We start from the raw sequence: 18,282 nt of genomic DNA, 5'->3' as shown, positions 1-18,282 counted from the left end.
TCGTTGTCGTTGTCGTTGTCGTTGTCGTTGTCGTTGTCGTTGTCGTTGTCGTTGTCGTTGTCGTTGTCGTTGTCGTTGTCGTTGTCGTTGTCGTTGTCGTTGTCGCTGTCGCTGAACGAGAATGTGCAGTGTCGCGGACTTAGTGTGCCGCGTTTCGGCCCGGGCGTCTTTCTCAAGTGATGCTCACTAGAACCTGTCTAGGTGGCTTGGGATTGGTCAGCGTGGGAGTGGCTTGGATGAAAGAGGCGAACAATCGTTTCGTGAGTGTCATCGCGTTGTCTGTCACCCTTGTCCTATGGGGTATTTGATTCACGGGACGCACGAATATCAGTTTGAAGATCGCCTGCTGGCGCATCTGAAATTCGTCATCGGACAGAAACTGTTGAAGCAGGAGAGCTTCTTCTTGAGCTGGACGAAGTCGGCAGATGAAGGCAGCGGACGAGTGTCTCTCTGGATGTCGTCGTACGTCACCCTCGCGTTCAGGTTTCATGGCAATGCGAACACGGAGTTGAACGCGACGTGGATCAAAGTGCTGTCAGCCCTCTCCCATTCAAGCCGTGGACTTGTCGTGCTCACGGAAGAAGACGCCGAGAAGTACGCGAAGACGAATCCAGCAATGCCCTGAGCCGAGCGCTCGATTTTTCGGCGTCATGAGGCGCTGCGAGGTGCCTGATCAAGGTAGTCGGGGAGTTCGGCTGTGACCGTGATGACGATGTCTTGCATCTTCCAGTCGAGTCGATGCAGCTCCTCTCTGAGATGCTCAGCGCGTTCAACCGTGAGGCCTTCCTCATCGGGTACGAGGAACGCCTCGAGATGGAACACCTGACCCTCATCGCGGAGTCGTATACCGGCCTCCTGTACCCAAGGTTGAGAGCGAAGCACCCTGAGTATGTCGTCCGCGAGCGGGTGGGCATCCTGGTCATCGACGGTGCGGGCGCGCTGGTCCATGAGATCGAGCAGCGCGGCTTTCGTGTTGCGCAGGCCATCCCAGATGATGCCGAGCGAGATAAAGATGGCTGCTGCTCCATCGAGCCACCACCAGCCGATGCCGACACCGAGCACACCCACGATTGAGGCCACGTTTGTTTGCCAGTCGGCCTGTGCCATGTCGGCGTCGGCGTGCAGCAACTTGTTGTGCAGCACCGGGGCGAGTTTCGCTTTCGCTGGCCCGTAGAAGAACACGGGCCCGATAACGATGACGACCATCACGATGACCATCAGCCATCCGAGCCACACGGTATGACCGAAGAGGTTTACTGTGCTGATCGTCGGGTGCTCGGCTGCAATCAAACCGAGAGCTGACTCGACGGCCAAGCTGCTGCCCACGGCGATTAACGCGACGCCGGCCACAAGGTGCCCAATACTCATCGACCGGTGTTGCCCGAATGGTCGACTCTTCGTCGGGCGACGGTGAATGAAGAACAATGCGACAAAGAAGGACAGCTGCGGCAAGAGTGACAGCATGTCTTCGATCCACGCCGTTTTCATTGCCTGCGAGCTTCCGAGTACAAATGCGACCAGCACAATGGTGACCGCGGTGTAGCAGACAGTAAAGATTTGCCAGCGCACGGCTTTGCGAAGCGCCTCACCCTGTTCTTCGGGCAGATGTTCGGCCAGCCTCACCCGCAGTTTCGGACTCATCGCGCAATTCCGTTCGCATCAATGAACGATTCAAAATTTGCGAGCAACGCGTTCTCACCGAGCGGCATCAGCGCGACAAGTTCTCCCGATTGAGCCCCTTTCACCGTGAACGGGCGCGAGAGTGCCGCGCGATCCAGCCACGGTGAATCTTCCGAAAAGTTGCCAAAGGCAATGTCGAGACTCCCGTCTTCGAGCTCCTGCACCAGCGTCTCTTCTCCTCCAACTTTCCAATCGGGGGACGCATTGATAGAGGCAGCGTATGCGCGCGCGAGGTCTGGAAGCGGCCCGCTCGGGGCAATACCAGGTTCGGCGAGACCGGGTTCAGCTGTAATCCCGATTCGGAGCTCTGCGCCAGCAGCGACCGACAGCGTCCCATTGGGATCGGACGGGAAACTCAGGCCGCAGCCGGTGAGGCTCATGAGCAGGAGCGCTGTGAGGCCGACGCGCAGTCGGCGAGCTGCACCTGTTGCTGACATGCTCATCCCATCGTTCTCACTGCGCCGCGTGGAGCCTGGCGAGCACGGCCTCGAGCGCCGCCTCGACTGTCTGGCGCATGACGTCGATGGGTGAACCTGCAAACGAAAAGTTCGTGACGTGGGTGGCCGCATCGGTGCTCACGATGGCCAGCACGACAGTCCCGGCCGGTTTCCCCTCATCCGGATCCGGCCCACCTACACCGGTTACTGCGACGGTGATGTCGGCGAGGAGATGACGCTGGGAAGACTCGGCCATCGCTGCAGCTGTCTCTTCTGTAACGACCGCCCCGCGTGGCGCCCCGAGCAGTGTGTACTTGACCTCCGGGTGATACGCGATGATGCCGCCGCGGAACCAGGAACTTGAATCGGGGGCCGCCGCGAGCGCGGCTCCCAGTTGCCCGCCGGTGAGTGACTCGGCTACCGCCACCGAACGGCCTGTGCGAAGGGCGAGCTCAGCAATTTCCTGCGCAAGTTCGTCGACGCGTCCACCCAATACAGATTCGACCATCGACGCACCCTCCCTCTCATTCGTCACTCATGAGCAGCTGTGATTCCGACAGTACGGTCTCCTTCGCGTGGGTGCAGGGGGCTTGACCCACCACTGTGCTCCGCGCAACCCCCTGTGACGAGGTGCGATATCGCACGAGCGTTGAAGTCATATCGATCGACGTCCACGAACGAGGAGGAGCTCAATGCCCGAATCGCAGTACGCAGCATCTGGTCCTGAAACCGCCGAATCTTCGCTCCGCATCGCTGTGGTTGGGGCTACAGGAAACACCGGAACAGCGCTCCTGCGTGCGCTCGCCAATTCGCCGGAGGTGCGGTCCGTGGTGGGTATCGCGCGGCGCACACCGGACGTGTCTGCCGAGCCTTATTCCGCTTGCGAGTGGGCATCAATTGATATCGGTGCCGCATCTGAAGAGTCGGCGGCTATCGACGAGCTCACACGTGTCTTTGCGGGCATCGACACCGTGGTGCACCTTGCCTGGCTCATTCAACCAATCGGTGAACGTGAACTCCTGCGCCGAGTGAACGTCGAGGGGACGCGACGAGTACTGCATGTGGCCGCTGCAGCGGGCGTCGCGCACGTTGTGGTTGCCTCTTCGGTAGGCGTGTACGCTGCAGATCCGTCCACCGTGCCGCGCTCCGAGGACTGGCAACGGGGCGGTATTGAAACGTCCCAGTACAGCATTGACAAAGTAGCGCAGGAAGAGTTGCTCGATGCCTTCGTGACCGAACATCCCGATGTCATTCTGTCTCGGGTTCGGCCAGCGCTCGTGTTCCAGCGGGACGCGGCGTCATCGATTCAGCGGTACTTCCTGAGCCCCGCCGTGCCTGTTCAGGCGTTGCGACACGCTCGGTTGCCTGCGGTGCCGTTGCCGGCCGGGTTACGCGGTATCCAGGCCGTCCATGCTGACGACCTGGCCGATGCGTATGCGCGCATCGTCGTGCAGCGGGCGGCTGGAGCGTTCAACGTATGTGCGGATGATGTTCTCAGTGCTCAGGTGCTGGCCGGAATCGTGGATCACGGCCGATACTTCGAACTTCCTACAGCGATCGTGCGCGGGTTCGTGACTGCCGCCCATCGATCAGGTCTCATTGCCGTCGATGCGGGGTGGTTCGACCTCGCGCTGGGTGCGCCTCATATAGATGCCGCGCGTGCCAAAGCGACACTGGGCTGGGTGCCGAAACACACCGCCGAAGATACTCTCCGTGAGCTCCTGCATGGCATAGTCGAAGGAGCGGGAGCCGAGTCGATTCCGTTGCGTGCCCGGTCCCTGGACGAGGCGCGACTCGCATCGCTGAACGGCACGGCGACGGGAGGTGCCGAATCTGCAGGTGCTCCCGAAGTGCTGGGATCGCTGGCCGCGGCACCCCAAATCGATTGGGAACTGCTCGGACTGTATCTTTCCGACCATTTGACTGGTGCCACTGCGGGAGCTGAGCGCATCGGGCGCATGTGCGACACCTACGTTGACACCCCGGTCTACACCGAGATCTCCGAACTCGCAGAGGAACTGCGACTTGAACGCGCGTTCCTCTCCCATCTCATTGACGACCTTAACGTACGCAGTCGACCGTATCGCCAAGCCGCGGCATGGGTCGGCGAGCGCGTGGGACGTTTGAAACTCAATGGACGCGTATTTTCACGGTCGCCACTATCGCTCGTGCTGGAAATCGAGTTGCTGCGCAGCGCCGTGGTCGGCAAATTGGGTCTCTGGCAGACTCTGGCCGAACACGCGATCGAGCTCGGCCTCGACGCTGATGTCTTCATAGCGCTTGGCCAGCGAGCACTCGAGCAGGCAGAAATGCTGAGCACCGCTCACGAATTCGCCCGCGAGCGAGCGTTCCGGAAGAACCGCACGCCATTCGGCGTGGACGATTCGACCGGAGCTGCTGAGAATGTGGAATAACCAGCAGGTGCAGTGTGAAGCGAAGACTCATTAGTGCGTTCGCGCGGCTCTACCAAGAAGATGTGAGTTTCGGCGCGGCCCGAGACTCATGCGTACGCTCCACCCGTTCGCGCTGTTCGATTGTCAACCGTCTAGAGCAGGCAGAAGCGAATTGCTACGTTCGGGACATGATGACACCGAACCCTCGCAGTCTTGGCGATAGCTATCCGGATGATCCGCGCTCTTTAGAAACCAGTAACGAAGGCGATGCTGACAGCGGAAATAGCGACGAGGCAAGAAAAGCCAGTCGAAGTGCCGCTGAAGCCGTGCAAGATTTCCAGGACCCTATGACGGAGGAGGACGTTGCATCGGGTGGTCCCGCCGACCGTCCTCAAGAATAGCCTGACAGCCCGAAGCGCCAGTGATCAGTCTCTCTTGCACGTGGATCCCGTAACCCTGCTCTGAGCGAGGAGCGACTGAGGCTGTAGGCCCAATGTGCTTACGGTATAGCTGGCTCCGTGACGAATGCAGACTCGCGTCCCTACTGGCCGACGGAAGAATGCCGACGGGAGCGTCATCGTTGACGTCTTGATGGGTGCCGCGACTCGCGCGCGAAGTGGTGATGTCACGAATCCTTGTCGCAACGGCCGGCATCTCAGTCCATGGGTCGCCGGGGGAGTGGCGACTGTGTCGCTATGTGGAGCAATGAGCGAAAAGTGATACCGCCCTGTCCGTCAGTGGCCCAGCACGTTGAAATACTGCATCAATGTGAGTCGAATGGCGCTCCTTCACACCTGAAGCCGCGCCTCCTGCTTCTCTTCGTGCACGAGATCGAGCTCCCTTTAAAACTGCATCCTTCACGAACGACAATGCGAGCTATCTTCGCGGGGAGACTCCGGTTGCTCAAGCTCCTTTGTGAGCGCGTTCAGTAGTTGACCGCTTAAAGAACTCTGGAAGCGCTTCCCCCGCCCGCCCCAAATGCCAATGTCGGATACTGACCCTGCGAGTAGTAGTCTTCGCGAACGCACGAACGATGGGGAACTGGCTCAGGGTTTTTATCCTCGCAATCCTTAAAGGATGAACACCACTGTCATCTCGTCCCGTGTGAGACTTTCGCTTTTGACGCTCGCCGCGGGAACATTCGGTATCGGAACGACCGAATTCGCTATTTCGGGTCTGATGCCTGGGATGGCCACTGAATTTGGGATCTCGGTCACAACGGCCGGATGGGCCGCTACTGCATACGCACTCGGCGTTTTTATCGGAGCCCCGTTCATGACCCTTGTCGGACAGCGCTTCAACAAGCGGAAGTTTCTCTTGGTGCTGATCGGGCTCTTCATCGTCGGAAACGCGATGTCCGCACTCGCAGGCAGTTTCGGCATGGTGATTGCTGGCCGGATCGTCGCCTCGCTTACGCATGGAGCCTTCATCGGCACTGCGTCGATCATCGCGGCGCGATCAGTACCGCCACAGCGAAAGACCAGCGCCATTGCGCTCATCTTCTCGGGCTTGACCCTGGCCACACTGATCGGAACCCCGATCGCGACGTGGATCTCTTCTACGGTTTCGTGGAGGGCTTCATTTCTGATGATCTCGGGAATCGGGGTTGTCGCTCTCACCGGAATTCTTCTGCTCCTGCCCAAGGCCCAGGAAGAAGAACCGTTCAACTTCAAATCCGAGCTAAGGGCGTTCGCGAACCCACAGTTGCTCCTCGCTATGGTCATCACCGTTCTGGGGCCGGCAGGATTCTTCACGTCGGTGACGTATATTGCGCCGATCACGATGAATGTCACCGGAACGCCCGAGTCATGGGTAACGATCTTCATGGCCGTGTTCGGGCTCGGGCTTTTCATCGGCAACTACCTTGGGGGCAAGCTCGCCGATAAAAATCTCATGCTGCTTCTCCTCAGCACCCTCGCGATTCAAGCAGTCGCCCTCGTCGTATTCTGGCTCGGAGCGGGCAATCTTGTCATCGCCTTCGTCATGGTCTTCCTGATGGCGGCGTCTGGTTTTGCCAGCGTGTCTCCGATTCAGAATCTGGTGATGGAGAAAGCCGAGCAGGCAGGTGCACCGAATCTTGCTTCGTCAATGAACATCGGCATGTTCAACCTGGGCAACGCGATCGGAGCTTGGCTCGGTGGCCTCACCATCAGTGCGGGGCTCGGGGACAGCAGCCCTAACTTGGCCGGGGCGGTTCTTGCCGCAACAGCGTTCCTTGTGGGTCTCGTGATCTTGGCGCAACGCAAAAAAGCCATCGCGCCGACCAAAGAATTTGCGAATGCCCATTGAGAGTGCTGGGAGGGGTGGTCACCGACCCTCCCCACACTCTCAATGCATGTGGAGATGTTCCGTCGCGGTGAGAGACGCGAGCAGAGTGAGTGATTCCTTAGCAGCCTCGTTGTGTGGCGAGTAGATCTCGAGGCGTTGCTCTGATTGCTCGGCGTTATGCCACAGATGGAAATCGACAGAGAGCTGCCCCACGCGTTCATGCGTTAGGTGCTTCGTGCCTGTAGTGCACTCGCCGACCCTGCCTGCCGCCCACAAGCGCGCGAAGCTATCGTCTTTCATGCAGAGTTCACCGACGAGCCGCTCCAAGCGCGGATCGCCGGGGTACTTGCCACTCATCAATCTGAGGTATGCGACGAACGAATCAGCCTCATGCTCCCAGTCTTGATAGCTCTCGCGAACTTGGGCGTCGAGAAACAAAAGCCGAGGGAGATTTGGTCGCGTAGCCGCGTTCTGCACGGCGTTGAATGCCAAATCTGGGGCGATGAGCGCATGTCCAAGCGGTGTCCAAGCAAGCACATCGCTGTAGCGGCCCAGGAGAATCGCGGGCTTGTCCCACACAGCGTCTATCATCGCAAGGCCGCCAGCAGAGGGCTCCTCGCTGGCAAGGGACTGCGCGTATTCGCCGGTGGTGTGCGCAAGGTCCATAAGGTGTTCGGTTTCTGTAGAAGTCATGCGCATTGCGCGTGCCAATGCGAGCAGAACCTCGTTCGACGCGTTCTGGGCTTTCCCCTGCTCTAACCGCGTGTAGTAGGCGACGCTGACGCCGGCGATCATGGCCACTTCTTCTCTACGCAAACCAGCGACACGACGACGGTTAATCGAGCTGACTCCTGCTGCGGCGGGATCGACCGAAGCGCGCCGAGACTTCAAGAAATCGCCGAGGCTCACAGATGCTTGCATAGCAACAAGAGTAAATCGGTCGTCGCAAAAGAGCCTGCCCCTGTTGGTAATAGGAAGACTAAGACGTGGGCTCTGCGGGGCTATGAGAAAGGCAGACCCCATCGTCGATTGAACGACCCTTATGTCAGAGATTCTTGCATTGGGTGGTGCGCCGCGTAGCTCGCTTGCACTCCGTGATGAGCTCGAAGAATCGACTGATCTTGGATTCGCCGACATACCCTACTGCCGCAACGGAATGCTCCCAATGCTGGAGCTATGGGAGCCAGGGGAGTAGGGCGTGAGGGACTTGAACCCTCGACCGACGGATTATGAGTCCGCTGCTCTGACCGACTGAGCTAACGCCCCCTGAGTAACCGTTCCATCTTAGCGATGGCGAGGTTCAGCTGATCGACTCCCGAGCCGCCGCGGGGGCGTCGATGTGCTCAGCGGCGGCGACCGGATCGCCCGAGCTCTCGCCCGGGTCGTACCCCGCGTCGATGAGCGATGCTGCTCGCTCCGTGTGCTGGCTGAAGTCGAGCATGTCGGTGCGGAGCCCGAGGTCGCGGTCGACGTGCAGTGCCATGGAGTGTGCGGCGTTGCGCACGTCGCGGGCCTCGATGGCGCTGAGCACGGCACCGTGATCGAGGTGCATGGTTTCGAGGGTGGTGCCGAGGATCACGCGGCCCTGAGCGCTCGCCCGTTGCAGCACCGACATGACGCCGAGGTAGAGGTCGAGCAACAGCTTGCTGCCGCTGGCCTCGACGACGAGCAGATGGAAGGAACCTGGGTTCGTGCTCTGTTCGCAGGAGGCGACTGCGTCGGCTTCAGCGTGCTGGTCGCGGAGGGCGGCTTCGCGCAGTGCGGCGAGGTGCTCCTCGGTGCGGTGCACAGCAGCGTGCTGAGCCGCCTCGATCTCGAGTGAGCGCCGGTAGACCAGCACTTCCTCGAGATCGTGGTCACCCAGAAACTCGGTGAGGAGCGTGCTGACCGGCGTGCGGGATCGCACGAACGTTCCGACACCGGGCACGGTCTCGAGCATGCCGAACGCAGCGAGCGAGCGAACGGCTTCGCGAACCGTGGACTTGCCGACACCGATGAGCTCCATGAGCTCTGGTTCTTTCGGAATGAGTTCGCCGACGGCCCAGGCGCTCGAAGAGATCTTGTCGCGCAGGTAGTCAAGGGTGTCTCGGGCCTTTTGCGAGCCCCGAATGGCACTGGACATGGCGGACCTCTTGCTGCGTGGGACGGATGGTGATCCTATGTTATCGGAGCGCACCTGTGGGGCCTGTGCTGGTGGGGATATTCGGGGCATCAACCCTGGTTTTGCCCGATCTCCAGTGACGAAACCCGCGCCACGCCGCACATCCGATCTTATACATCAGATCTACAGGAAACCCGGTGGTAGCGTGCAGGTATGACCGCACCTGCGCTGCCGTATGACGCCCTGCTGCTCTGCTCCTTCGGGGGCCCGAACGCCGTTGACGATGTGATCCCGTTCTTGAAGAACGTCACTCGCGGCAAGGGAATCCCTGAGGATCGCCTGGCCGAGGTGGGGGAGCACTACCACCACTTCGGCGGGCGGAGTCCGATCAACGATCAGAACCTCGCACTGGTGACGGCGCTGCAGCAGGAGCTGCGCAGCCGGGGGATCGCGCTCCCGGTCATCTGGGGCAATCGCAACTGGCACCCCTACACGGTCGACACGCTGCGCGATGCGTCGGCGTTCGGCGCGAAGCGGGTCCTGACGCTCGTGACGAGTGCGTACGCCTCATACTCCGGAAGTCGGCAGTACCGCGAGCACCTGGCCGCAGCCGTCGAGACGCTCGGCGAAGACGCGCCCACCATCGACATTCTGCGACCATTCTTCAACGACGCGGGGTTCGTGCACGCGAATCGCGAAGCGATCGAACACGCAGCGGCGGAGCTCGAGGGCGGCCTGGCCGGCGCGCACATCGTCTACGTCACGCACTCGATCCCGGACACGATGCAAGATGCATCAGCGGTGACCGGTCCCGGGTACCGGGAGCAGCACGAAGATGTGCGCGCCACGATCGACGCCGATCTGCGCGAGCGCCACGGTGTCGAATTCACCTCGTCGCTCGCCTACTGCTCCCGCTCGGGCGACCCGCGCACTCCGTGGCTCGAGCCCGACGTGAACGACCACATCGAGGCGCTGGTAGCCCAGGGGGTGCGCCGGATCATCTTCGCGCCGATCGGGTTCATCTCCGACCATATGGAGGTCGCCTTTGATCTCGATATCGAGGCGATGGAAACGGCTGCTGAGCACGGGGTTCGCGCGGTGCGTGCAGGCACGGTCGGTGTGCGCCACACCTTCGTCTCCGGTCTCGTCGACATGGTGCTCGAGCGCGCGGCGCGCGAGCGCGGCGAGTCGGTCGAGCCGCACGTCCTCGGTACATTCCCGGCTTTCCCCGACGAGGCGCCGGCCGACAGCTGCCGCATGCGCCACGGCGAGGTCACGGGCATTCCGGTGCTCGCGAGCGTGCTCGACTGACCGGCGCACCGCGATCCCGAACGAACTTCACGAACACAGCCCGAGGAGAGCACATGTCTGACGCACAGCGACCGCAGGTCGACCACCGCCACGTTGCCGAAGCGATCAACGCGGCGACGAACTTCACGATGTACGCGGTATTCAAGGAGACGCGCCCCTCTGGCGGCCTGGGTGTTTCGCCGGCGCTGAACGGGATCGTGCGCGGTCTGCTCGCCGAGCTCGACGCCATCGACGGGCTCACGACTCGAGGCTGGTACGACGTCTCGGGGTTCCGTGCCGACGCCGACGTGCTGATCTGGTGGCACGCGCCCACCAGCGAAGCTCTGCAGCTCGCGTATCGCACCGTGTGGGAGTGGAGCGGCGGTCGGCTCGCGCCCGTCTGGTCGAACGTCGGCGTGCACCGCGCCGCGGAGTTCAACCGCGGCCACGTGCCCGCGTTCCTCGCCGGAGACGCACCGAAGGAGTACGTGTGCGTCTACCCGTTCGTGCGCGGCCGAGACTGGTACCTCCTGCCCGACGCCGACCGCGGCAAGATGCTGCGCGAACACGGGATGGCGGCGCGCGACTACGGTGACGTGCTGGCCAACACCGTCGCGTCGTTCGCGCTCGGCGACTACGAGTGGTTGCTCGCGTTCGAAGCAGATGACCTGGTGCGCATCGTCGATCTGATGCGCGAACTGCGGGCTGTCGAAGCGCGTCGCCACGTCATTGAAGAGACCCCCTTCTTCACCGGCCCCCGGCGCGCTCCCGAGGAGCTGCTGCGACGCATCCTCGGTTAGGCAAACCTGCCCTTCATCTGGGAGTTTTCCGATGTTCAGCCAAGCCTTGCCTTGCTTGCGCATGGCTGAAATCGGCGTAGTGTGATTGTTGTCAACGCACACCAACGAAAGGGATTCACTCGATGTCTACCAAGCAGATCACCGTTCCCGCAGCCCAGGGCGACCTGCACCGCCCGACCGGTGTCGCGCAGTACCTGACGCCCGTCGTCCACGACCTCGTGGCGCTCGCCGTGAACGGCAAGCAGGCGCACTGGCACGTACGCGGCGAGAACTTCATCGGCGTGCACGAGTTCCTCGATGAGGTCGTCGCGCACGCTCAGGATGCATCGGACACCGTCGCAGAGCGCATCGTCGCTCTCGGTCTGCCGATCGACGCCCGCATCGGCACCGTCGCGGCGCGCACCACGACCCCGCAGCTCAGCGACGGCTTCCAGCAGTCGAAGGTCACCGTTCGCGAGATCGTCGCTCAGATCGACGCAACGGTCGAGACGGTCTACGCCGCGGTCAAGGGCCTCGACGACGTCGACCTGGTGAGCCAGGACGTGGTCATCGCCGTGGCGCAGCAGCTCGACAAGGACCGCTGGTTCCTGTCGTCGCACTTCGCCGAGTAATCGGCAGCGCGTCGCTGAGCAGCTCTGGCTGACCAGCGACCGCGTCTGAACGGGCGCGACCCTCTCGGGGGTCGCGCCCGTTTTTTTGCGCCAACTTCACATCAGATGAATCTGTGGTAAATTCACTCCGTAAGGCGTGCCTTACTCAGATCGCATGTTTGATGAAAGGTCGCCGCGCATGATCGGAACGCTGATGATCGGCCTCCGCGAAGGCCTCGAAGCCGCACTCGTCGTGAGTGTGCTGCTCGCCTACGTGAAGCAACTCGGGCGGCGCGACGCTGCAGTGAAGATCTGGATCGGCGTCGCTGCGGCGATCCTGCTCTCGATGATCGTCGGTGCCGTGCTGACCTTCGGCGCCTACGGCCTCTCGTTCCAAGCGCAGGAGATCATCGGCGGTTCGCTCTCTCTCGTCGCCGTTGTGATGGTGACCTGGATGGTCTTCTGGATGCTGCGCGCCGCGCGCGGTCTCAGCTCGGAGCTTCGCGGCCAGATCGATCGGGCACTGCTCGGCAGCGGCTGGGGCGTCGCCCTGCTCGGCTTCGTCTCGGTCGGGCGCGAAGGTCTCGAGACCGCCCTGTTCATCTGGGCGACTACGCGGGCGAGCCAGCTGTCGCCGTTGCTCGGCTTCGTCACCGCGGTGTCCGGCATCATCCTGGCGGTCATCATCGGGTGGGCGCTCTTCCGCGGCATGATTCGGATCAACCTGACCCGATTCTTCCGCTGGTCTGGGATTCTGCTCATCGTCTTCGCAGCGGGGGTTTTTGCCTACGGGATTCACGACCTGCAAGAGGCGGCCGTGCTTCCCGGCCCCTTCGCCGAGCCACCACTCGGCGCGAGCGCGTTCGTCGCGAGCTGGTACGGCGAGGCGGCATGGGCCTTCCAGATCTCGAACGTCATTGCTCCCGACGGCTTCCTGGGGGCGCTGCTCAAGGGCACCCTCGGGTTCTCGCCCGAAATGACCAAGCTCGAGGTCGTGGCCTGGTTCGCGTACCTCATTCCGATCCTCACCCTCTTCCTCCGCGCTTCGTTCGCGCAGGAGCGCACGATACGTGCACACCGCGCGGCAGCCGAACCGGCCGTCGCTTCCTCGAAAGGAACCCTGTGAATCTCGTCTCCTCCCGCCGCACCGCCGGCGGACTGATGGCCGTCGCAGCCGGAGCGCTGCTGCTGACCGGTTGCGTGCCCAACGCAGCGCCGAGCGGTGACGCGATCGCCGTGACGGCAAGCGACACCGACTGCACCGTCGAGACCGCGACCGCGCAGAGCGGCACCGTCACCTTCACCGTGCAGAACGACGGCACCAAGGTCAACGAGTTCTACGTGCTCGGCAGCAACGAGCTGACCATCGTTGGCGAGGTCGAGAACATCGCCCCCGGTGCGAGCCGCGACCTCACCGTGCAGGTCGGCCCGGGCGACTACTTCACGAGCTGCAAGCCCGGCATGATCGGTGCCGGCGTGGGCCAGGCCGCATTCTCGGTGAGCGGCGACGCGATCGAGACCTCGCCCGAAGACGACGCGGTGATCGCGCAGTATGTCGGGTACGTGAAGGCGCAGACCGAAGAACTGCTGCCCCAGGTGCAGGCTTTCGTCGATGCCTACGTCGCAGGCGATGACGACGAGGCGAAGCGCCTCTTCCCGCTCGCGCGCATCAACTACGAGCGCATCGAGCCGACCGCCGAGCAGTTCGGCGATCTCGACCCGAAGATCGACTACCGCAAGCCGGGCGCTGATGAAGAGGGACTCGACTTCACCGGCTTCCACCGCATCGAGATGGATCTCTGGAACGACGCGGCCGTCGCAAACGGCGACTACCCGGGCGACCCCGATCTGACGCCGCTGACCCCCGAGCAGCGCAAGGTCGTCGGCGACCAGCTCGTCGCCGACATCACGGAGCTCAAGGAGAAGGTCGCGTCGCCGGACTTCACCCTTACCCTGGCCGACATCACCGAGGGCGCCAAGGGTCTCCTCGACGAGGTGGCGGCGCCCGATGGCAAGCTCCCCGGTGAAGAGAACGAGTTCGCGCACACCGATCTTTACGACTTCACCGCCAACGTGGAGGGCGCTCAAGTTGCCTTCGACACGGTGCGCGAACTCGCCATCACCAACGGCAATCAGGATCTCGTGGACGAGCTCGACGAGCGCTTCGACGACATGTTCGCGCTGCTCGCCACCTACGGCAACTACACCGACGGGTTCGTCTTCTACGACACCGTGACGCAGGCGGAGCGCAACGAGCTCGCCGCCAAGCTGAGCGCACTCAGCGAGCCGCTGTCGAAGCTCACCGCGGCGGTCGTGGCAAGCTAGTCGCATGACTGACCACTCTGCATCCGGCGCGCCGGATGACGCGAGGGGCTCCGAGGCTTCGGCCGCGGGGCCCCTCCGCCCGTCTCGTCGCGGGCTCCTCGGCCTCGTCGGTGCGGGTGTCGCGGGACTCGCGGCCGGTGCGGCCGCCGGCGGTGTCGCCGCCTCGGTGGCGTATGCCGGCGGTGGCTCAGGCGGATCCGGCACCGTGCCGTTCTTCGGCGCGCACCAGGCGGGCATCGCAACGGCCGCGCAGGATCGCCTGCACTTCGCGTCGTTCCGCATGCTCTCGGGCACGAACCGAGACGACCTCATCGCCCTGCTGCAAGACTGGACGGAAGCCGCCGCGGTGCTCACCCGTGGCCGTGCGCTCGGAACCGGTGTCGAGCCCGAGAACGCATTGCTGCCCCCGGACGACACGGGGGAGGCCGAGGGGCTCGAAGCCGCGCATCTCACTCTCACCTTCGGGCTGGGGCGCGCGCTGTTCGATCGACGCGATGATCTGGAGGATCCGTTCGGCATTCGCGACCGCCTGCCGAAGGCGTTCGCACCACTGCCCTCGTTCGCGTTCGACCTGCTCGACGCCGACCAGAGCGACGGCGATCTCTGCATTCAGGCGTGCGCAGACGACCCGCAGGTCGCCGTCCACGCCATCCGCAATCTGTCGAGGATCGCCGCGGGTCGCGCGCATCTCGTCTGGAGCCAGTTGGGGTTCGGGCGCACGTCGTCCACCTCGCGCGTACAGGCAACGCCGCGCAACCTCTTCGGATTCAAAGACGGCACGGCGAACGTCATGGCCGAGGAAACCCAGGCTCTCGACGAACACGTGTGGGTCGGATCGGAAGGACCCGCGTGGCTGCAGGGTGGAAGCTACCTCGTCGCTCGCAAGATCCAAATGACGATCGAGACCTGGGACCGAGCTTCGCTCGGCGAGCAGGAGCGCATTATCGGGCGCACGAAGCAAGAGGGCGGGCCGCTGTCGGGCGGCACAGAGTTCACCGCCGCTGATTTCACCGCCCCCGACGCCGTCGACACATCGGCACCGGCAATCGACATGGCTGCACATCTCCGGCTCGCGCACCCCGCCCAGAATGCTGGCGTGCGCCTGCTGCGCCGCGGCTACAACTACGTCGACGGCTCGAACGGTCTCGGGCAGCTCGGCGCCGGACTCTTTTTCATCTCGTTCCAACGCGACCCGGCCGCGTTCGTACAAGTGCAGCGCTCGCTCAAGACCGATCTGTTGAACGAGTACATCCGGCACATCGGGTCAGGTCTGTGGGCCGTACCCGGCGGCGTGCAGCGCGGCGACTACCTCGCTCAGGCGCTCTTCGAGTAGTCACTCGAGGGGGCCGGGGCGCGGTCACCGCGGCCGGCGTCAAGATACTCCTCCACGAATCGCCCGAGCACCATGTGCGAGGCGCGCACGTCGGCCGCCTCCGCGGTCGCAATGATCGTGTCGGCCTGTGCCGGCTCGAAGTACCCGTGACCGGCATACGAGCGCACACGAGACGAAAACGCCGCCGTGTCGAGCTCGGGGTGAAACTGCGTCGCATAGACGTTCTTGCCCACGCGAAACGCTTGCACGGGGCAGGTGGGCGAACTGGCCAGTACCGTGATGCTCGGCGGCACCTCGCTGATGGCTTCTTTGTGGCCGACGAACGCATCGAACGAGGTCGGGAGCTCGTGCAACAACGGGTCCGCGCGGCCCTCGTCCGTCAGACTGATGCGCACCGCTTGAGAGGGCTCGCCGTACGTGCGGTCAACACGGGCGCCCTGGTGCGACCCGATCGTGCCGACGCCGTAGCAGACGCCCAGAAACGGAAAGTCGCGACGCACGACGTCATCGAGCAGCGTTGCGAGCTCGCGTTCGACGCGGCGCTCAGTCGGAGACTTGCGTTCGTCGGGTTCGCTGACGGTGAAGGGGCTCCCCGCGAGGATGATGCCGGAGTACGCGCTGAAGTCGATCTCGCCGAGTGGCGCCCGATCTGCGCGAATCCATGCGAGCTCGTCGGGAAGGAGCCCCGTCAACCGGCAGTACGCTGCGTGCTCATCCGCGGCGACGTCATCTTCGCCGCGTGTCGTGATGAGCAAGAACGGCGTCATCCGTCTACCGTACCGCGTGGATGAGATGCAGCGCGCCGTCGGCGTCACGCGACGTCATCGGTCTGCTTGCGCGGCGGTTCGGCACGAGTGAGAATACCCGCATGGCACTGCACTGGAAACTCGTCATCGATGCAGCGAACGCCGACCGTCAGGCGGCGTTCTGGGCTGCAGCCCTCGACTATGTTGTGGAAAGCCCGGAGCCGCTCATTGCGGAACTGCTCGCGGCGGGGCACGTGCCGGAGGCCGCGGTCAGTGGGTCTCCCGGCGCGCGCACGTTCCGGGGGCTCGCCGCCGTGCGGCACCCTGAGGATCCGTTCGACGCGCACAGCGGCGTCGGTGCCGGCCGTCGCATTCTCTTCCAAGAGGTGCCCGAATCGAAGCAGGGCAAGAACCGTCTGCACCTTGACGTGCACGCGGGGGATACGTCGTTGGACGCGCACGTCGCTCGACTTGAGGCGCTCGGGGCGACACGCGTCACCGAGGTCGATCACGGGGCGGCGGGTCACTGGTGGGTGCTCGCAGACCCTGAGGGCAACGAGTTCTGCGCCGCAGGATAGGTTCGGCTCAGACGCCCGGGCAACCCGGTGATACGCACACACCCCCGACCCTCTCGCAGAGGTTCGGGGGTGTGTGCGTATCGCAGTGACTACTCGTAGGAGCGAATCGCCAACACGGCGTTGTGGCCGCCGAAGCCGAAGGAGTTCGAGATCGCCAGCTGCGGGCCATCACCCAGGGGCTGCGCGTCGCCGGAGACGGAGAGCGGAATCTCGGGGTCCTGATCGACGAGGTTGATCGTCGGGGGAGCGATGCGGTGCTGCACGGCGAGCACGGAGAACATCGCTTCGAGCGCGCCGGTGCCGCCCAGAAGGTGACCCGTCGCGGCCTTGGTTGCCGACACCGGAATCTCGGTGACGCGCTCACCGAATACGCTGCGGAGCGCAACGTATTCCGCGATATCGCCCACCGGCGTCGAGGTGGCGTGCGCGTTGATGTGCGTCACTTCGTCGGGCGTGGCTCCCGCCTGCTCGAGCGCGAGGTGCACGGCGCGAATGGCGCCCTTGCCCTCGGGATCATTCGCGGTGATGTGGTACGAGTCAGCGGTCACGCCGCCGCCCGCGATCTCGGCGTAAATCTTGGCGCCGCGAGCGAGCGCGTGCTCTTCAGTTTCAAGCACGAGCGCGGCAGCGCCTTCGCCCATGACGAATCCGTCACGGTCAATGTTGTACGGGCGCGACGCGGTCGCCGGCGAATCGACACGCTTCGAGAGCGCCTGTGCCGAGTTGAACGACGCGAGCGTGATGGGGTGGATCGCGGCTTCGGCGCCGCCGGCGATGACGACGTCGGCGAGACCCGCCTGCAGGTGCTCGTAGGCATTCGCGATGGATTCCGTGCTCGACGCGCAGGCGGAAGCGACCGTGCGTGCGAACGCACGCGCTTCGAGATGCATCGAGACCGCGGCCGCGGGGGCGTTCGGCATGAGCATGGGCACCGTGAGCGGCATGACTCGACGGGGGCCCTTCTCGCGCAGGGTGTCCCAGGCATCGAGCAGCGTCCAGAGACCGCCGATACCGGTGGCCCAGTCGACACCGAGTCGCTCCGACGGCACCTCGGGGGTGCCCGCGTCGGCCCAGGCCTCGAGTGCCGCGACGAGCGCGAATCGGCTCGACGGGTCAAGTCGTTTCGCGACCGGTCGATCGAGCACCTCCGCGGGGTCGACCTTGGCCGTGCCCGCGAAGTTGACTGCGAGTCCGTAGGTCTCGGCCCAGTCGTTCTCGAAGGTGCGCACGCCGGACTCGCCTGCGAGCAGTGCCTGCCAGCTCTCAGGAGCCGTTCCGCCGATCGGCGAGGAGGCTCCGATGCCGGTAACGACAATCTTCTTCGTCATGTGTGGGTACTCCGAGATGTGGGGTGGACCGGAAAGTAGTGGGGGAGGTACGAGCGAACGCGGCGGGAGCGTCCCGCGAATGAGCGGGAATGCTGCGACCGCCGCGTTGCGCTCGAAACCGCGTGCTTAGGCCTGAGCCTTGACGATGAAGTCGACGGCGTCGCCGACGGTCTTCAGGTTCTTGACTTCCTCGTCGGGGATCTTGACGTCGAACTTCTCTTCGGCGTTGACGACGATGGTCATCATCGAGATCGAGTCGATGTCGAGGTCATCGGTGAACGACTTGTCGAGTGCGACAACGTCCGCTGCGATGCCGGTCTCGTCGTTGACGAGCTCAGCCAGACCTGCGAGGACCTCTTCATTGCTGAATGCCATGTGTGTTTCTCCTTGATATGGGTTTCGGTCGGTGAAAA

Annotated in this window: 19 protein-coding genes and 1 tRNA gene; 11 read left to right on the top strand and 9 right to left on the bottom strand. The window is 63.4% G+C overall.

Features of this window, described 5'->3' with window-relative positions:
• The first annotated feature begins 295 nt into the window (after window positions 1–295).
• On the top strand, window positions 296–625 hold the full coding sequence (locus AMS67_RS12945; protein WP_053387749.1) for a DUF7882 family protein: 330 nt from the start codon (window positions 296–298) through the stop codon (window positions 623–625).
• A 23-nt stretch (window positions 626–648) separates the two neighbouring features.
• Here AMS67_RS12945 and AMS67_RS12940 read toward each other — a convergent pair whose 3' ends face one another.
• The 3 genes from AMS67_RS12940 to AMS67_RS12930 all read right to left on the bottom strand — a co-directional run bounded on the left by AMS67_RS12940 (window position 649) and on the right by AMS67_RS12930 (window position 2,625).
• A complete protein-coding gene (locus AMS67_RS12940) occupies window positions 649–1,641 on the bottom strand; it encodes a cation efflux transmembrane domain-containing protein (protein ID WP_053387748.1) in 993 nt (330 codons plus the stop codon).
• On the bottom strand, window positions 1,638–2,060 hold the full coding sequence (locus tag AMS67_RS12935) for a hypothetical protein (protein ID WP_053387760.1): 423 nt from the start codon (window positions 2,058–2,060) through the stop codon (window positions 1,638–1,640). The genes AMS67_RS12940 and AMS67_RS12935 overlap by 4 nt, the downstream gene beginning before the upstream one ends.
• Before the next feature lie 73 nt (window positions 2,061–2,133).
• Entirely contained in the window at window positions 2,134–2,625 is a 492-nt protein-coding gene (locus AMS67_RS12930; RefSeq protein WP_053387747.1) for a CinA family protein, read from the bottom strand.
• Between the two features lie 184 nt (window positions 2,626–2,809).
• Between AMS67_RS12930 and AMS67_RS12925 the strand changes: the two genes are divergently transcribed.
• The 3 genes from AMS67_RS12925 (at window position 2,810) to AMS67_RS12920 (ending at window position 6,799) form a co-directional block, all read left to right on the top strand.
• Window positions 2,810–4,531, top strand: a complete 1,722-nt coding sequence (locus AMS67_RS12925) for an NAD-dependent epimerase/dehydratase family protein (RefSeq protein ID WP_053387746.1) — start codon at window positions 2,810–2,812, stop codon at window positions 4,529–4,531.
• 167 nt (window positions 4,532–4,698) lie between these two features.
• A complete protein-coding gene (locus tag AMS67_RS17435) occupies window positions 4,699–4,911 on the top strand; it encodes a hypothetical protein (protein WP_156316659.1) in 213 nt (70 codons plus the stop codon).
• A gap of 676 nt (window positions 4,912–5,587) precedes the next feature.
• Window positions 5,588–6,799: an MFS transporter gene (locus tag AMS67_RS12920; RefSeq protein WP_053387745.1), complete on the top strand. Its 1,212-nt coding sequence runs from the start codon at window positions 5,588–5,590 to the stop codon at window positions 6,797–6,799.
• A gap of 39 nt (window positions 6,800–6,838) precedes the next feature.
• On the opposite strand, the gene AMS67_RS12915 is transcribed toward AMS67_RS12920, so the two are convergent.
• From AMS67_RS12915 to AMS67_RS12905, 3 genes are all read right to left on the bottom strand, one after another.
• Window positions 6,839–7,699, bottom strand: coding sequence for a helix-turn-helix domain-containing protein (locus tag AMS67_RS12915; protein ID WP_053387744.1), 861 nt, complete (start codon window positions 7,697–7,699; stop codon window positions 6,839–6,841).
• Between the two features lie 271 nt (window positions 7,700–7,970).
• Window positions 7,971–8,044: transfer RNA gene (locus tag AMS67_RS12910), tRNA-Ile, on the bottom strand.
• 34 nt (window positions 8,045–8,078) lie between these two features.
• Window positions 8,079–8,900 (bottom strand): FadR/GntR family transcriptional regulator, encoded by an 822-nt coding sequence (locus AMS67_RS12905; RefSeq protein ID WP_082305510.1) that lies wholly within the window; start codon window positions 8,898–8,900, stop codon window positions 8,079–8,081.
• A gap of 192 nt (window positions 8,901–9,092) precedes the next feature.
• On the opposite strand from AMS67_RS12905, the gene AMS67_RS12900 reads away from it, so the two are divergent.
• The 6 genes from AMS67_RS12900 (at window position 9,093) to efeB (ending at window position 15,217) form a co-directional block, all read left to right on the top strand.
• Window positions 9,093–10,190: a ferrochelatase gene (locus AMS67_RS12900; protein ID WP_053387743.1), complete on the top strand. Its 1,098-nt coding sequence runs from the start codon at window positions 9,093–9,095 to the stop codon at window positions 10,188–10,190.
• A gap of 53 nt (window positions 10,191–10,243) precedes the next feature.
• Window positions 10,244–10,969: a hydrogen peroxide-dependent heme synthase gene (gene hemQ, locus AMS67_RS12895; protein ID WP_053353129.1), complete on the top strand. Its 726-nt coding sequence runs from the start codon at window positions 10,244–10,246 to the stop codon at window positions 10,967–10,969.
• 122 nt (window positions 10,970–11,091) lie between these two features.
• Window positions 11,092–11,580 (top strand): Dps family protein, encoded by a 489-nt coding sequence (locus AMS67_RS12890; protein ID WP_053387742.1) that lies wholly within the window; start codon window positions 11,092–11,094, stop codon window positions 11,578–11,580.
• A 178-nt stretch (window positions 11,581–11,758) separates the two neighbouring features.
• Window positions 11,759–12,685, top strand: coding sequence for an iron uptake transporter permease EfeU (efeU, locus tag AMS67_RS12885; protein ID WP_053387741.1), 927 nt, complete (start codon window positions 11,759–11,761; stop codon window positions 12,683–12,685).
• Window positions 12,682–13,884 (top strand): iron uptake system protein EfeO, encoded by a 1,203-nt coding sequence (gene efeO, locus AMS67_RS12880; RefSeq protein WP_241488081.1) that lies wholly within the window; start codon window positions 12,682–12,684, stop codon window positions 13,882–13,884. The genes efeU and efeO overlap by 4 nt, the downstream gene beginning before the upstream one ends.
• A 4-nt stretch (window positions 13,885–13,888) precedes the next feature.
• A complete protein-coding gene (efeB, locus tag AMS67_RS12875; protein WP_053387740.1) occupies window positions 13,889–15,217 on the top strand; it encodes an iron uptake transporter deferrochelatase/peroxidase subunit in 1,329 nt (442 codons plus the stop codon).
• On the opposite strand, the gene AMS67_RS12870 is transcribed toward efeB, so the two are convergent.
• Window positions 15,199–15,984, bottom strand: coding sequence for a glutamine amidotransferase (locus tag AMS67_RS12870; protein WP_053387739.1), 786 nt, complete (start codon window positions 15,982–15,984; stop codon window positions 15,199–15,201). The genes efeB and AMS67_RS12870 overlap by 19 nt on opposite strands.
• Before the next feature lie 101 nt (window positions 15,985–16,085).
• Between AMS67_RS12870 and AMS67_RS12865 the strand changes: the two genes are divergently transcribed.
• Window positions 16,086–16,541: a VOC family protein gene (locus AMS67_RS12865; protein WP_053387758.1), complete on the top strand. Its 456-nt coding sequence runs from the start codon at window positions 16,086–16,088 to the stop codon at window positions 16,539–16,541.
• Window positions 16,542–16,630: 89 nt separating this feature from the next.
• Here the strand turns inward: AMS67_RS12865 and AMS67_RS12860 are convergent, their stop codons facing one another.
• Together AMS67_RS12860 and AMS67_RS12855 are read right to left on the bottom strand one after the other, a co-directional pair.
• Window positions 16,631–17,869 carry a beta-ketoacyl-[acyl-carrier-protein] synthase family protein gene (locus tag AMS67_RS12860; RefSeq protein ID WP_053387738.1) on the bottom strand — a complete coding sequence of 413 codons (1,239 nt, stop codon included), beginning with the start codon at window positions 17,867–17,869 and terminating at the stop codon, window positions 16,631–16,633.
• Between the two features lie 126 nt (window positions 17,870–17,995).
• Window positions 17,996–18,244: an acyl carrier protein gene (locus tag AMS67_RS12855; protein ID WP_010157098.1), complete on the bottom strand. Its 249-nt coding sequence runs from the start codon at window positions 18,242–18,244 to the stop codon at window positions 17,996–17,998.
• Window positions 18,245–18,282: the final 38 nt, after the last annotated feature.

This window comes from Leucobacter japonicus (assembly GCF_001273855.1).
Classification (GTDB): domain Bacteria; phylum Actinomycetota; class Actinomycetes; order Actinomycetales; family Microbacteriaceae; genus Leucobacter; species Leucobacter japonicus.
The sequence above is the reverse complement of the archived record's forward strand: the minus strand, read 5'-3'. Positions and strand labels throughout refer to the sequence as shown.

Coding starts and splice junctions, on each gene's coding strand:
- AMS67_RS12905 (WP_082305510.1), bottom strand. CDS start 8,900: ATGTCCAGTGCCATTCGGGGCTCGCAAAAGGCCCGAGACACCCTTGAC.
- hemQ (WP_053353129.1), top strand. CDS start 10,244: ATGTCTGACGCACAGCGACCGCAGGTCGACCACCGCCACGTTGCCGAA.
- AMS67_RS12915 (WP_053387744.1), bottom strand. CDS start 7,699: ATGCAAGCATCTGTGAGCCTCGGCGATTTCTTGAAGTCTCGGCGCGCT.
- AMS67_RS12935 (WP_053387760.1), bottom strand. CDS start 2,060: ATGAGCCTCACCGGCTGCGGCCTGAGTTTCCCGTCCGATCCCAATGGG.
- AMS67_RS12900 (WP_053387743.1), top strand. CDS start 9,093: ATGACCGCACCTGCGCTGCCGTATGACGCCCTGCTGCTCTGCTCCTTC.
- AMS67_RS12855 (WP_010157098.1), bottom strand. CDS start 18,244: ATGGCATTCAGCAATGAAGAGGTCCTCGCAGGTCTGGCTGAGCTCGTC.
- AMS67_RS17435 (WP_156316659.1), top strand. CDS start 4,699: ATGATGACACCGAACCCTCGCAGTCTTGGCGATAGCTATCCGGATGAT.
- AMS67_RS12925 (WP_053387746.1), top strand. CDS start 2,810: ATGCCCGAATCGCAGTACGCAGCATCTGGTCCTGAAACCGCCGAATCT.
- AMS67_RS12945 (WP_053387749.1), top strand. CDS start 296: ATGGGGTATTTGATTCACGGGACGCACGAATATCAGTTTGAAGATCGC.
- AMS67_RS12940 (WP_053387748.1), bottom strand. CDS start 1,641: ATGAGTCCGAAACTGCGGGTGAGGCTGGCCGAACATCTGCCCGAAGAA.
- AMS67_RS12870 (WP_053387739.1), bottom strand. CDS start 15,984: ATGACGCCGTTCTTGCTCATCACGACACGCGGCGAAGATGACGTCGCC.
- AMS67_RS12920 (WP_053387745.1), top strand. CDS start 5,588: ATGAACACCACTGTCATCTCGTCCCGTGTGAGACTTTCGCTTTTGACG.
- AMS67_RS12860 (WP_053387738.1), bottom strand. CDS start 17,869: ATGACGAAGAAGATTGTCGTTACCGGCATCGGAGCCTCCTCGCCGATC.
- AMS67_RS12890 (WP_053387742.1), top strand. CDS start 11,092: ATGTCTACCAAGCAGATCACCGTTCCCGCAGCCCAGGGCGACCTGCAC.
- efeB (WP_053387740.1), top strand. CDS start 13,889: ATGACTGACCACTCTGCATCCGGCGCGCCGGATGACGCGAGGGGCTCC.
- AMS67_RS12930 (WP_053387747.1), bottom strand. CDS start 2,625: ATGGTCGAATCTGTATTGGGTGGACGCGTCGACGAACTTGCGCAGGAA.
- AMS67_RS12865 (WP_053387758.1), top strand. CDS start 16,086: ATGGCACTGCACTGGAAACTCGTCATCGATGCAGCGAACGCCGACCGT.
- efeU (WP_053387741.1), top strand. CDS start 11,759: ATGATCGGAACGCTGATGATCGGCCTCCGCGAAGGCCTCGAAGCCGCA.